The organism is Chitinophagaceae bacterium, from assembly GCA_016713085.1.
In the GTDB taxonomy this organism is placed as follows: domain Bacteria; phylum Bacteroidota; class Bacteroidia; order Chitinophagales; family Chitinophagaceae; genus Lacibacter.
This window is the reverse complement of sequence record JADJPV010000001.1, coordinates 99,437-112,306: the sequence shown is the minus strand read 5'-3', so window position 1 is coordinate 112,306 and position 12,870 is coordinate 99,437. Positions and strand designations below refer to the sequence as shown.

General features: G+C 40.9%; 11 protein-coding genes and 4 pseudogenes. 9 read left to right on the top strand and 6 right to left on the bottom strand.

Annotated features, from left to right (window positions below):
- Positions 1-69: 69 nt before the first annotated feature.
- Positions 70-216, bottom strand: a pseudogene (locus tag IPK31_00565) (PKD domain-containing protein).
- 358 nt (positions 217-574) lie between these two features.
- Between IPK31_00565 and IPK31_00560 the strand changes: the two are divergent.
- The 3 genes from IPK31_00560 to fusA all read left to right on the top strand — a co-directional run bounded on the left by IPK31_00560 (position 575) and on the right by fusA (position 3,961).
- On the top strand, positions 575-955 hold the full coding sequence (locus tag IPK31_00560) for a 30S ribosomal protein S12 (GenBank protein MBK8086585.1): 381 nt from the start codon (positions 575-577) through the stop codon (positions 953-955).
- 25 nt (positions 956-980) lie between these two features.
- Positions 981-1,448 carry a 30S ribosomal protein S7 gene (gene rpsG / locus IPK31_00555; protein ID MBK8086584.1) on the top strand — a complete coding sequence of 156 codons (468 nt, stop codon included), beginning with the start codon at positions 981-983 and terminating at the stop codon, positions 1,446-1,448.
- A 368-nt stretch (positions 1,449-1,816) separates the two neighbouring features.
- The gene (gene fusA, locus IPK31_00550) at positions 1,817-3,961 is read left to right on the top strand and encodes an elongation factor G (GenBank protein MBK8086583.1); all 2,145 of its coding nucleotides are present in this window, start codon (positions 1,817-1,819) and stop codon (positions 3,959-3,961) included.
- Between the two features lie 140 nt (positions 3,962-4,101).
- On the opposite strand, the pseudogene IPK31_00545 reads toward fusA, so the two are convergent.
- Positions 4,102-5,834 (bottom strand): annotated as a pseudogene (locus tag IPK31_00545) (DEAD/DEAH box helicase).
- Between the two features lie 270 nt (positions 5,835-6,104).
- Here IPK31_00545 and IPK31_00540 point away from each other — a divergent pair.
- The 5 genes and pseudogenes from IPK31_00540 (at position 6,105) to IPK31_00520 (ending at position 8,802) form a co-directional block, all read left to right on the top strand.
- The gene (locus IPK31_00540) at positions 6,105-6,626 is read left to right on the top strand and encodes an RNA methyltransferase (protein MBK8086582.1); all 522 of its coding nucleotides are present in this window, start codon (positions 6,105-6,107) and stop codon (positions 6,624-6,626) included.
- Between the two features lie 14 nt (positions 6,627-6,640).
- Complete coding sequence (locus tag IPK31_00535) at positions 6,641-6,841, top strand: hypothetical protein (GenBank protein ID MBK8086581.1); 201 nt, start codon at positions 6,641-6,643, stop codon at positions 6,839-6,841.
- Positions 6,802-7,635, top strand: a complete 834-nt coding sequence (locus IPK31_00530; GenBank protein MBK8086580.1) for a UbiA family prenyltransferase — start codon at positions 6,802-6,804, stop codon at positions 7,633-7,635. The genes IPK31_00535 and IPK31_00530 overlap by 40 nt, the downstream gene beginning before the upstream one ends.
- A 114-nt stretch (positions 7,636-7,749) precedes the next feature.
- The gene (gene ruvX, locus IPK31_00525; protein MBK8086579.1) at positions 7,750-8,160 is read left to right on the top strand and encodes a Holliday junction resolvase RuvX; all 411 of its coding nucleotides are present in this window, start codon (positions 7,750-7,752) and stop codon (positions 8,158-8,160) included.
- Between the two features lie 64 nt (positions 8,161-8,224).
- Positions 8,225-8,802, top strand: a pseudogene (locus IPK31_00520) (peptide deformylase).
- 195 nt (positions 8,803-8,997) lie between these two features.
- Here the strand turns inward: IPK31_00520 and IPK31_00515 are convergent.
- Positions 8,998-10,074, bottom strand: a complete 1,077-nt coding sequence (locus IPK31_00515) for an RluA family pseudouridine synthase (protein MBK8086578.1) — start codon at positions 10,072-10,074, stop codon at positions 8,998-9,000.
- Between the two features lie 59 nt (positions 10,075-10,133).
- On the opposite strand from IPK31_00515, the pseudogene lipB reads away from it, so the two are divergent.
- A pseudogene (gene lipB, locus IPK31_00510) lies at positions 10,134-10,906 on the top strand (lipoyl(octanoyl) transferase LipB).
- A 309-nt stretch (positions 10,907-11,215) separates the two neighbouring features.
- Here the strand turns inward: lipB and IPK31_00505 are convergent.
- Genes IPK31_00505 through IPK31_00495 form a run of 3 tightly spaced genes read right to left on the bottom strand, consistent with a single transcriptional unit; the run spans position 11,216 to position 12,837 of the window.
- Positions 11,216-11,920 (bottom strand): hypothetical protein, encoded by a 705-nt coding sequence (locus tag IPK31_00505; protein MBK8086577.1) that lies wholly within the window; start codon positions 11,918-11,920, stop codon positions 11,216-11,218.
- Between the two features lie 52 nt (positions 11,921-11,972).
- Positions 11,973-12,554, bottom strand: coding sequence for a pyridoxal-phosphate dependent enzyme (locus IPK31_00500; protein MBK8086576.1), 582 nt, complete (start codon positions 12,552-12,554; stop codon positions 11,973-11,975).
- 31 nt (positions 12,555-12,585) lie between these two features.
- The gene (locus tag IPK31_00495) at positions 12,586-12,837 is read right to left on the bottom strand and encodes a hypothetical protein (GenBank protein ID MBK8086575.1); all 252 of its coding nucleotides are present in this window, start codon (positions 12,835-12,837) and stop codon (positions 12,586-12,588) included.
- Positions 12,838-12,870: the final 33 nt, after the last annotated feature.

The window sequence follows — 12,870 nt, the reverse complement described above, 5'->3', positions numbered from 1 at the left end:
AGACCTGGTACTTGCATTAAAATCCGGAATCGGAGTGGGATTTACAGTAATAAAATTTGTTTTGGTTACTGTATTTGATCCGCTTGCGTTTGTTGCTGTTAGGATAACCGTATAAGTCCCGGGGTTTGCATAAATGGTAGAAGGATTCCGATCAGTAGAAATTACACCATTACCCAGATCCCAAAGCCAGGAAGTAGCCCCCGGTTGATTGGTCAGTAAATGTTACCACTAACGGAGAACACCCGGAAAGGGGGTAGCTGTAAAATTCGCCACAAGAGCCTGTGAAAACGATTGAAAATTAAATACCAACAGGGATAACGTAAAGATACCCAGCCTTAAAAAAAGACAATGATATTTAAGGTTGGGGGTAAGTTTCATGTAAGTTATTAAACTTGTTTTCAGTTGGGTTATTGCTCGAAAATACTTTGAATTTAATGAATATTTATCCATTTTTCAGATTCTCTCCACAAAAATAGCGTTGCCTGTGGATTAATAGAAGCAGAAAATATCCTAAAGTTTTTGTTTGTATTATATTACCGCTTACCTTTGCCGTCCGAAAAATAAAAGGTCACGAATGCCTACAATTCAACAATTAGTAAGAAAAGGACGAGAAATTATCAGGGCGAAAAGCAAATCCCGTGCGTTGGACAGTTGTCCTTTCCGCAGAGGAGTTTGTACCCGTGTTTACACGACTACGCCTAAAAAGCCAAACTCAGCACTGCGTAAAGTAGCGAAAGTGCGTTTAACCAACAAAGTGGAAGTGATTGCTTACATCCCCGGTGAAGGTCACAACCTGCAGGAGCACTCCATTGTGCTGGTGCGTGGTGGTCGTGTGAAAGATTTACCGGGTGTACGTTATCATATCGTTCGTGGTTCACTGGATACTGCCGGTGTAAAAGACCGTAAGAAGAGCCGTTCGAAATATGGTACCAAGAAAGAAAAAGCTAAAAAATAATCTCATAAAGTAATTATTATATACAATGAGGAAGACGAAACCTAAAAAAATTGCGCTTGCACCAGATCCAAAGTTTAACGACGTTTTGGTGAGCCGCTTTGTAAACAATTTAATGTGGCAGGGTAAAAAAAGTATTGCGTTCAATATTTTTTATGATGCTGTTGATAAGGTAGCAAAAACTACCGGTGAAGATGGTTACGAAGTTTGGAAAAAGGCAATTGCTAATGTAACTCCTGCAGTTGAAGTAAGAAGCCGCCGTATTGGTGGTGCAACTTTCCAGATTCCTGCTGAAGTACGTACAGACAGAAAAATTTCATTGAGCATTAAATGGCTCATCCGCTACAGCCGTGAAAGAAACGGACGCAGCATGGCTGATAAATTAGCCAATGAAATTGTAAGTGCAAGTAAAGGTGAAGGTGGTGCTTTCAAAAAGAAAGAAGACACACACCGTATGGCAGAAGCTAACAAAGCATTTGCTCACTTCAGAACTTAATAAAAGCTTTCATTATAGTCAAATCCCTCCGTATTTCGGGGGGATTTTTGTTTTCCACTTTTTTGGGAGGGCTGGCTTTTCACTCAGGAAAAATCCATACTTTTGCGGCGCCTAAATAGATAATCAAAAGAGGTGTTTGATCTACGTGGAATTGGATTATTTGTTGACCGGCATAATATGAGAGTATAAATCTTACATATCAGCTTCAGGTGTTCCGGATAAACCGGGCTTCCTTCCCATCTATAAGCTGATAACTATCCCAAAGCCCTGAAGTGTGCGACGCAACAGGTGATCAACAAAGAAACAATAGCTGATAAAATAATTTCATTTTCAATCTTTAAAAAGATAAACATTCAAATCAAATAGTCATGGCAGATTTAAGATTTCAGAGAAACTTCGGTATTGCGGCTCATATTGATGCCGGTAAAACAACTACCACTGAGCGTATCCTGCGCTACACGGGTATGATCCACAGAATTGGTGAGGTGCACGATGGTGCAGCTACTACCGACTGGATGGAGCAGGAAAAGGAAAGAGGTATAACCATTACTTCTGCGGCTGTAAGCTGTCATTGGAGTTTTCCTACAACAAAAGGTGTTGTAAATGCTGATACAAAAAAATATGCGTTCAATATCATTGATACTCCGGGCCACGTGGATTTTACCGTTGAGGTAGAACGTTCCATGCGTGTACTGGATGGTTTGATTGCGTTGTTCAGTGCGGTTGATGGTGTTGAACCACAATCTGAAACTGTTTGGCGCCAGGAAAACCGTTACAATGTACCACGTATTGGTTTCGTAAATAAAATGGACCGCAGCGGTGCCGACTTCCTCAATGTAGTGAAGCAGGTTCGTGAAATGCTTGGTTCAAAAGCAGTTCCTCTTCAGTTGCCAATTGGTGCTGAAGATGATTTTGGCGGTGTGGTTGATCTGATCAAAATGAAAGGAATTATCTGGCACATGGAAACAGAAGGAATGACCTTTGATGAAATCGAAATTCCTGCTGATATGCTGGAAGAAGCAAAAGACTGGAGAGCACAGTTAGTAGAAGCCGTTGCAGAATACGATGACAGGTTGATGGAGAAGTTTTTTGATAATCCTGATTCCATTACGGAAGATGAAATTCATGAAGCAGTACGTAAGGCAACCATTGATTTAAGCATTGTGCCAATGATGTGCGGTTCTTCTTTCAAAAATAAAGGTGTACAAACTGCACTCGATGCTGTTTGCCGTTACCTGCCTTCACCAATGGATATTGAAGCCATTAAAGGAACAGATCCTGATACTGGTGCTGAAATTGAACGTCATCCTGATGCGAAAGAACCTTTTGCAGCTCTGGCCTTTAAAATCATGACTGATCCTTTCGTTGGTCGTCTTGCATTCTTCCGGGTGTATTCAGGTCATCTGGATGCAGGTTCTTATGTGTTGAATGTAAGAAGCGGTAAGAAAGAGCGTATCAGCCGTATCATGAAGATGTTTGCCAACAAGCAAAATCCAATCGACTTTATTGAAGCTGGTGATATTGGTGCTGCAGTAGGTTTCAAGGAAATTAAAACAGGGGATACTTTGTGCGATGAAAATCATCCGATCACTCTGGAGAACATGTTTATTCCTGAGCCTGTAATCTCTTTAGCAGTTGAACCAAAAGCACAGGCCGACGTTGATAAAATGGGCCTGGCTATTTCTAAACTGGTAGAAGAAGATCCTACTCTGCGTGTAAGAACAGATGAAGAAACAGGACAAACCATCCTGAGTGGTATGGGTGAATTACACTTAGAGATTATTGTTGACCGTATGCGTCGTGAATTCAAGGTTGAAATCAATCAGGGTGCACCGATGGTGGCTTATAAAGAAGCGTTCAAACAATCAGTTGAGCACCGTGAAGTGTTGAAGAAACAGTCTGGTGGTCGTGGTAAGTTTGCCGATATCATTTTCGAAATCGGGCCAGCTGATGAAACATGGTTAACAGAGAACCCGGGTAAGAGCTACCAGTTCGTAAACGATTTGTTTGGTGGATCAATTCCAAAAGAATTTGTTCCTGCTATTACAAAAGGTTTCGAATCAGCAATGACCAATGGTGTACTGGCTAACTATCCGATGGTGAACATGAAAGTTCGTGTATTTGATGGCAGTTACCATGATGTGGATTCTGATGCAATGAGTTTTGAACTTTGTGCAAAGGGTGGTTTCCGTGAAGCCGGCCGCAAAGCAAAACCAACATTGCTCGAACCAATCATGAAAGTAGAAGTGGTAACTCCTGATCAGTACATGGGTGATGTAACAGGTGACTTAAACCGTCGTCGTGGTATGCTGGAAGGAATGGATACAAAAGGAAATGCACAGGTGATCAGAGCCAAAGTTCCATTAAGTGAAATGTTTGGTTATGTTACACAGTTGCGTTCATTGTCTTCAGGCCGTGCAACTTCAACCATGGAGTTCAGTCATTATGCTCCTGCACCAAACAATATCGCTGAAGAAGTGATTGCAAAGGTGAAGGGCAAAGTGAATGCATAAATAAAGTAATACTTTAGAATACAAACCCCGACGGAAACGTCGGGGTTTTTTATTGAATGAAGTTGAGTGATGTCTAATATGATGTATAAAAAAACGCCGCATTGAATGATGCGGCGTTTTGCTTTTAATATTTCAAATTCTTATCTGCTGTTTGCATCATTCATCCTGATACTTCTGCCTTTGAATTTTTTACCGTCAACTGCACTGATCATTTGCCTTGCTGATTTGCTGTCAACTTCCACCCATGTGTTCAGCTCACGCATATCAATTTTGCCCAGTGATTCTTTACGCAGTTCACTCATATCTAAAATGAATTGTAAGAAACTTGCTTTGTAGAAACCATCTTTAGTGCCAAGGTTCACAAACAGTTTGGTATAACCGCCGCCGCCACTGTTGCCAGCACCGCCAAAGTCACGACCCTGTGTATCACGGTATGGTTTACGGCCTTCTACTGTACGCCCCGGTACAATACGCTCACGCTCTCTTTCACGACTACGACCCTGTCCACGATCATCTCTTTTGAATTTGTCGAAGTCACGGCCACGTTCACGGATGTTGAGATCTTCCGCATTTTCATAATATTTAAGGAAACGGTCGAACTCCATTGCTGCCACACGCTTCAGGATATCTTCTTTGCTCATTTCAGCAAATTTTTCCTGCAGCATGGGAACATAGGTTTCATATTCTTCATTGCTTACATCTGTGTTGATCACTTTATCCATGAACGAAAAGAATTGCTTGCGGCAAACATCTTTTCCGGTAGGGATCTCAAATTTTTTCAACTGTGTTTGTGCAATACGTTCAATCTGGCGGATCTTTCCAATTTCACGACTGTGTACAATACTCATACAAATACCCGTCTTTCCAGCACGGCCTGTACGACCACTACGGTGGGTGTATACTTCCATATCATCGGGTAACTCATAGTTGATAACATGGGTAATATCTTTTACATCAATACCACGTGCAGCAACATCGGTTGCAATGAGCAGCTGTAATGTTTTATCACGGAACTGGCCCATAACTGCATCTCTCTGCTGCTGGGTAAGATCGCCATGCAATGCATCAATATCATAACCTTCACGGGTAAGCTTTTCTGAAATAGCCTGTGCATCAACTTTAGTACGTGTAAAGATGATACCGTAAATGCCTGGGTTGAAATCGATCAAACGTTTTAATGCTTCATAACGGTGCTGCGATGAAACAACAAAATACTGGTGATCGATATTTACGTTAGCCGTATTCATTTTACCAACTGTAACTTCTACCGGATCTTTCATGTACTTGCGGCTCACCTTGCGGATTTCAGGAGGCATGGTTGCACTGAATAACCAGGTACTTTCTTTCTTGGGTGTGTTCTGCAGAATAAATTCAATGTCATCTTGGAAACCCATGTTCAGCATTTCATCTGCCTCATCAAGTACCACGTACTGAATTTCTCCGAGGTTGATTGCTTTACGTTCTATCAAATCAATTAATCGGCCGGGAGTTGCCACAACAACCTGTACACCTCTTTAATGTCACGGATCTGCATGCCGATGGAAGTACCACCGTACACAGCAACCACGTTAACATGCTTCATGTGTTTCTTAAAAATATCCATCTCTTTTACAATCTGTAAACAGAGTTCACGTGTAGGGCAAACGATCAATGCCTGTGGAAATTTTTTGTTTTCGTCGAGCAATTGCAAAAGGGGTAAGCCAAATGCTGCTGTTTTACCTGTACCCGTTTGGGCAAGGCCAATTAAATCCGTTGTTCCGCTTAACAAAACGGGAATTGCTTTTTCCTGTATCGGGGTGGGAGTTGTAAAACCGAGTTCACTAATCGCTTTCATCAATCTTTCGTCCAAACCAAGCGCTTCAAATGTGTTCATATACTTTATCAAAATTTGCGGCAAAGGTAAGGTATTAAGGGCGGAATGGGGGAGGAACTACGATGTAAGATGTATGATGTACGAAGTACCCCAAACTCAGAGTCAATGTGTATTTGTGTGGGGAAGACGAGAGGGCTGTGAGTTGCAGCGAGTTAGTCTGTGAATAATTGCTGATTTCTTTGCATTTCTGTTTGATAAGCTGAGAACAGGCATTCATCCATTGCCCATTGCAGATCGCCAATTATCTTTGCCGGAATGCGTAAACTGAGTATGGATGAACTAAACCGCAAGTCAGTAGATGAATTCAAAGAAGCGGAGAAGAATAAAGTAATTGTGGTGCTGGAAAATATCCGCAGCATGCAGAATGTGGGCTCTGTGTTCCGCACGGCTGATGCGTTTTTAGTGGAAGCGATCTATCTCATTGGCTACACGCCTCAACCACCACACCGTGATATTCATAAAACAGCCTTGGGTGCAACCGAAACTGTTACCTGGAAATATTTTCAACGGACAGCCGATGCGATTGCAGAACTGAAAGCAGCCAGTTATAAGATCTTTGGGATTGAACAAACGGAAGGAAGTATATTGTTGCAGGATTATAAAAAAGCAGAGGATGAACAGATCGCTATCATCTTTGGCAATGAAGCAGAAGGGGTGGAGCAGGAAACATTGCAGCAATGCGATGGATGTATTGAAATACCCCAGTTTGGAATGAAACATTCGCTGAATATTTCTGTGGCGGCAGGAGTGGTATTATGGGAAATAACCCGGAACAGGATTGTAAAAAAATAAAGTATTTGTAAGGGATGACTAAAGTAAAAAACTATTTAAGCCTCATTAAATTTTCGCATACAATTTTTGCCTTGCCATTTGCATTGATTGGATTTGCGTTAGGAGTGATTTTATTAAAAATAGACTCTTCAAACTATCTTCCCAAAGGATGGGGATATAATTTTTTAAATTTTAAATGGGGCTTGAATCGAGCTGTTGCATTCCTTTTAGAATAAAGATTCAACCGATCTCTATTTTTAGAGAGCAACCTTGCAACTTGCTTATCATTCAGTATCTATTTCTTGTCATTCTCTGTATGATTTTCGCCCGTAGTGCGGCAATGGCCTTCAACCGATATTTAGACAGGAGCTTTGATGCAAAAAATCCACGCACTGCTATCCGTGAAATACCTGCCGGTATCATTTCAGCCAACAGTGCTTTACTGTTTACGATATTAACCAGTGTGCTGTTTATCATCACAACTTATTTCATCAATTCACTTTGTTTTTCTTTATCGCCGGTTGCTTTGCTAGTAGTATTGGGTTACAGTTTCACCAAACGCTTTACACCACTTTGTCATTTGGTTCTGGGATTGGGTTTGGCATTAGCACCAATTGGTGCATATCTTGCCGTAACAGGTAAGTTTGCGTTGCTACCCATTTTGTTTTCATTCACTGTTTTGTTCTGGGTAAGTGGTTTTGATATTATTTATGCCTTACAGGACGAAGAATTTGATAAGGAGTATGAATTAAAATCGATTCCTGCCTCGTTGGGAAAAGCAAAAGCCTTGCATGTTTCAGAAGTATTACATGTGTTTGGTGCGGGATGTGTGATTGCTGCCGGAGTTTGTGGAGGTTTCGGATGGTTGTACTGGATCGGCGTTGCTGTATTTGCAGGCATGCTCATCTATCAGCATTCCATAGTTAAGCCCGATGATTTGCGAAAAGTAAATATTGCTTTCATGACAGCAAATGGAATAGCGAGTGTAGTGTTTGCGGTGTTTGTAATCGCTGATATATTAACCCTCTAAATCTCCCTAAAGGGAGACTTGTTACTTTTGTTCATTGATGAAATACAGAATAGAAACTTCAATCGCAGTACAACAGCAAATCACCTCCCTTTCAGGGGAGGACGGGAGGGGTTTATGGCCCGTATAATTTGCATTGACTATGGCGGTAAACGCACCGGCATTGCCGTTACTGATCCTTTGCAAATCATTGCAACAGGATTAACCACCATCGAAACAAAAAACTTCATCCCTTTTCTGAAAGACTATTTCAGCAAAGAGCAGGTGGAAAAGATCGTCATCGGTATGCCCACTAACTGGGACGATACGGATACGCATGCAACTCCTTTGGTAAAACGGGCAATCGAACAATTGAAGAAAAACTTTCCCACTATGCCCATTGAAACCGTTGATGAACGCTATACTTCCAAAATGGCGAAAAATGCCATGCTGGAAATGGGAATGAAGAAAATGCAGCGCCGGGATAAAAAACTGGTGGATGAAATAGCCGCCACCATTATGCTGCAGGAATATATGCAGCGCACATAAGCATCCGGTTAAGGAATTGTAAACTCCAACACTTACTTTTGCAAATCAATTTTTTTGAACAGCCATGATTTTACCCATTGTTGCATACGGTTTTGAAGTGTTAAGAAAGGTGAGCAAGGATATCAGCCCCGATTATCCTAACCTGGACAAGTTTATTGCAGACATGTGGGAAACCATGTACTCTTCCAACGGCGTTGGACTTGCAGCACCGCAGGTAAACCGTGATATCCGTCTGTTTGTAATGGACAGCTCCCAGATGTTTGCCAATATGGATGAAGAAGAAACGCTGATGTATCCTGATGCGCCGGGGATAAAACAGGTATTCATCAATGCACAGGTGGAAGAATTGTTGGGGATGACTGGGTATATAATGAAGGTTGTTTAAGTATCCCGAAGATCCGTGAAGATATTTACCGTGCGGAAGAAGTTACCATCCGATACATGGACGAGAACTTCAAAGAACATGTAAATACATTTGATGGCATTACTGCAAGAGTGATCCTGCATGAGTACGATCATATTGAAGGCAAGCTGTTTATTGATTACCTCAAGCCTTTAAAGCGTAAACTGTTAAAAGGCAAACTTGATGATATTTCAAGAGGGAAAGTGAATGTAGATTATAAGATGGTGTTTCCAAAATAAAACCAAAGCCCCCTCCGCCCCCTAAAGGGGGAACTGCATTGCACAGCCCACACTATTCAGAGTCTATAATATTTTGCAAGCGTCTATAAGGATCAATAGCGATTTATAGTTGATGTGGTAGAATTAAATGTTTAGAGAAGTGATGGTGTACCGTCCCTTCTCTACGGGAGAAGGGATAAGAGGGAAGAGGCTTTTTTATTCTTCTTCCAGTAGATTTTTTGCTTTTGTATACACCCTCCACCTTTCAATCACTTTCTGCATATCAATGGCCAGTTCACTTTCAAACAAAATCCGTTTCTGCGTTTTTGGATGTGTAAAGCCAAGTGTTTGAGCATGCAATGCCTGTCTTGCACAAATATTAAAACAATTATCAACAAACTGCTTATACTTGGTATAAACGGTTCCTTTTACAATTCGGTCGCCGCCATACGTATCATCATTAAACAATGGATGACCGATATGCTGCATATGAACACGAATCTGGTGTGTGCGTCCGGTTTCCAGCCGGCACTCAACCAATGTAGTATAGCCAAAGCGTTCTAAGACTTTGTAATGTGTGGTGGCTTCTTTACCATATTCACCATCAGGATATACATCCATGATTTTGCGGAAACGCTGGTGCCTGCCCACATGCCCGGTAATGGTTCCTGTTTCTTCTTTCAAATCGCCCCAAACCAAGGCGATGTATTTGCGTTCAACTGTATGATCAAAAAATTGTTTGGCTAAGTGCAGACTTGCCTGTTCATTTTTTGCAAGCACTACCAAACCACTTGTATTTTTATCAATGCGATGTACCATGCCGAAACGTGGCAGCTGATCTTCTGTTAATTCGGGTTGCTGCTGTTTTAAATACCATACAATTCCATTCACCAGTGTGCCACTGTAATTACCACTGCCGGGATGCATCACCATACCAGCCACTTTATTTACCACTACAACAGATTCATCTTCGTACACAATATTGAGCGGAAGTTCTTCAGGTTTGATCTCTGTATCCGCAGGGGCAGTATCAGAGAAGGTAATGATCTCATCATCCGGCTTTACCTTATAGTTTGCCTTAACCGGGCTGTTATTCACCAGTACAAGACCAGATGCAATACCACGCTGCACTTTATTACGGGTAGCACCTTCGATCTTAGTCAGTAAAAATTTATCGATCCTCAGTGGTTCCTGCCCCTTACTCACCACAAAACGCATCCGCTCATATAACTCTTCCGAGCCATCACCGTTATCGAGTTCACCTTCCAGTTCTATCAGTTCTTCTTTACTCATTGTCTGCAAAAATAAGCCCTCCGGAATTATGAAATGAATTCATTGTAGTTTTGCCGCTCATGAAGCAGGAAGTACAATTTGAAGATTTAGGGCAAATGCCGTATCAGCAGGCCTGGGATTACCAGGAAGTTTTGATGCAGCAGAATTTGAAAGTGAAGTCGGAGCTGAGGAAATTAGCAGATAGTCTGAAGCCGGTAGCGGATAGTAATAAAATGGACTTACCTTTGACTAACCTGACTATCGGCTAACGACTAACCACTATTTACTCTTTGTAGAACATCCTCCTGTTTATACCTTAGGTAAAAGCGGTGATGTAAAGAATATCCTGATCAGTGAAGAAGAACGAAATGAAAAAGGGATTGAATATTTTCCAACCAACCGTGGCGGCGATATAACTTTTCATGGTCCGCAGCAGATTGTTGGTTATCCTATTCTTGATTTGGAAAAATTTGAAACAGATATTGGTAAGTACCTGCGCAAACTGGAAGAGATCATTATTTTAACGCTGGCTGATTATGGATTGAAAGGAGATCGCAGTAAGGGTGAAACAGGAGTGTGGCTTGATCCTGATATCAAAGGAAAAGAACGGAAGATCTGTGCAATGGGTGTACGCTGCAGCAGATGGATCACTATGCATGGATTTGCATTCAATGTAAATACTGATCTTGATTACTTCAATTATATCATCCCCTGTGGTATTGAAAACAAACAGGTGACTTCGCTGCAAAAAGAATTAGGCAGAGCTGTTGATTTTGAGGAAGCCAAAGAACGAGTGAAGCGGAACTTTGAGAAAGTGTTTGATGTGAAGCTGGAGGCAGGAAGTAAGAAGTAAGAGTAAGAAGTAAGAAATAAGAAGTAAGAGATACAACAATTCATGTAATTTAGGATTTAAAGTAAGAGATAAGAAGTAAGAGATTCTCTATCTCATATAGTAAGAGATAAAAAGTCAGAGATAAAAGTAAGAGATATAGTAACTCTCAGGATGCCCTTTTTTTTTAGGAATACCAGGCCCCGCCCCAAATAAAAAGGCTTATGGCTTCACGCCCCCATTACCATCAATAGGCTATACCTTTTTTAGGAATACACTTCTTCGCCTTTTCTAATTTCAGTTCTGTCATTCCTTTTAACTCGTGAAAATAGTTTATTGATTGAATTTATTTTTCTCTTTCAGTTTTCCATCTACCGATAATTCAAAATAATACCAGCCCGATTTCAGGAAGTTCACCTTGTCGAGTGTAAGATATTGTTCCCTTACCTGTGGTATTACAAAAAGGATACTGCCATCTTCTTTCATGAATCTGATTGAATATTTTTTTGAAGCTGCATCAGAAATTTTAATCACCGCATTACCATCATCTCCTGTAAACACATAAATGGAAGGGACCCATATAGGTTTCGGTGGAGGAGGAGGTGCTTTTTCTTCTTTTGGTTTTTCTTCTTTGGGTCTTTCCTTTTCTCTTTCAATCATCGCAGTAATCTTGGGCGTGGGAGCAACTATTTTCGTTGTATCAATAAAAAGACGTTTGGATGGAGTGAAAATATAATTGGAACCTTCAAACAAAACGAAGATGCGATAATAACCACTGTCATTCTTCGCTGTTTTATCAACATACGAATAGCTTTTTACATTAGGGTTCGACAGTGAATGAATGGTGCTGAAATTTCTTGTACTGTCTTTTGACCGCTGAATATTTACCTGCGAAACATTCTTAAAACTATTGATCCAGCTGATACTGATCTCCCCATTTTTTTTAATTGCTTTGAATTTAGGAAGCGTATCTGTTTGTGCAGATACAAGAAGGGTGAAGCTGAGAAAAGTGAATATCAGTAAAAACAGTTTCTTCATGGATGTTGTATAATAATCAGTTGATGTTGTTGATTCGCAAATATAATGCCGTTCAGTATAATAACATACCGGGCTTTAAACTGCTGTTGCCCTGTAACCCGCCTGTATGCAGTACGAGTATTTTATTTTTTCGGGTAAAATAATCCTGTTCAGCAAGTGTAATTACTGCCTGCATTAATTTACCCGTATACACAGTGTCGGTTGGAATGCCTGTTTTGGTATAAAATGAATTCATAAAATTGAGTTGTTCTTCATTCAGTTTCGCATAACCATCACCGGCATAATCAAACAACACCTGCTTTTCTGCTGCTGATTCAATGGTTGCATGTTGCTGAATAAACAAATCCCTTTCATCAATTCTGATTTTTAAAACCGGAATTCCAATAACCGTTTGATGTATTTTGGCAGATGCCGCAATTCCTTTAAAGGTTGTGCCCGTACCCATGCAGCAAAGGATATGTGTAAATGAATCAGCATCGGGAATCATTGATAGAATTTCTTTGCATCCCCGCAAGCCTTCTGCATTATCTCCGCCTTCAGGAATGAAGAACAAATGATCGTTGTTCCTGCGAATTTCTTCTACTGTTTCACTGTGCCTGTTGTAATCTTTTCGCTCTACGGGAATTAATTTCATCTGCATCTGTTCACAAAAAGATAATGTGGATTCAAAGGCTGAATAATTTCTCCACGAATAATACCTGCCGATTCCAGCCCGGCTTCGTGGCAGGCAAAAGCTGTTGCAGAAAGATGGTTTGAAAAGCCCCGCCCATCGTAATAATTCCTTTTTTGTTTTGTGCCAGTGCCGATTGCAGGTTGTATTTGAGTTTAAAATACTTGTTCCCTGAAATAAACGGATGAATTTCATCGAGCCTGGCCACCGTAAATCCAAAGGAACTGCCGGTGGATAATGTCCACACAACTTCGTTAGATTTAATAAAAACAGGGCTTCT

What these genes read in the sequence shown, in the direction of transcription:
- IPK31_00560 (MBK8086585.1), top strand. Translation starts at nt 575, where the DNA reads ATGCCTACAATTCAACAATTAGTAAGAAAAGGACGAGAAATTATCAGG.
- rpsG (MBK8086584.1), top strand. Translation starts at nt 981, where the DNA reads ATGAGGAAGACGAAACCTAAAAAAATTGCGCTTGCACCAGATCCAAAG.
- fusA (MBK8086583.1), top strand. Translation starts at nt 1,817, where the DNA reads ATGGCAGATTTAAGATTTCAGAGAAACTTCGGTATTGCGGCTCATATT.
- IPK31_00540 (MBK8086582.1), top strand. Translation starts at nt 6,105, where the DNA reads ATGGATGAACTAAACCGCAAGTCAGTAGATGAATTCAAAGAAGCGGAG.
- IPK31_00535 (MBK8086581.1), top strand. Translation starts at nt 6,641, where the DNA reads ATGACTAAAGTAAAAAACTATTTAAGCCTCATTAAATTTTCGCATACA.
- IPK31_00530 (MBK8086580.1), top strand. Translation starts at nt 6,802, where the DNA reads ATGGGGCTTGAATCGAGCTGTTGCATTCCTTTTAGAATAAAGATTCAA.
- ruvX (MBK8086579.1), top strand. Translation starts at nt 7,750, where the DNA reads ATGGCCCGTATAATTTGCATTGACTATGGCGGTAAACGCACCGGCATT.
- IPK31_00515 (MBK8086578.1), bottom strand. Translation starts at nt 10,074, where the DNA reads ATGAGTAAAGAAGAACTGATAGAACTGGAAGGTGAACTCGATAACGGT.
- IPK31_00505 (MBK8086577.1), bottom strand. Translation starts at nt 11,920, where the DNA reads ATGAAGAAACTGTTTTTACTGATATTCACTTTTCTCAGCTTCACCCTT.
- IPK31_00500 (MBK8086576.1), bottom strand. Translation starts at nt 12,554, where the DNA reads ATGAAATTAATTCCCGTAGAGCGAAAAGATTACAACAGGCACAGTGAA.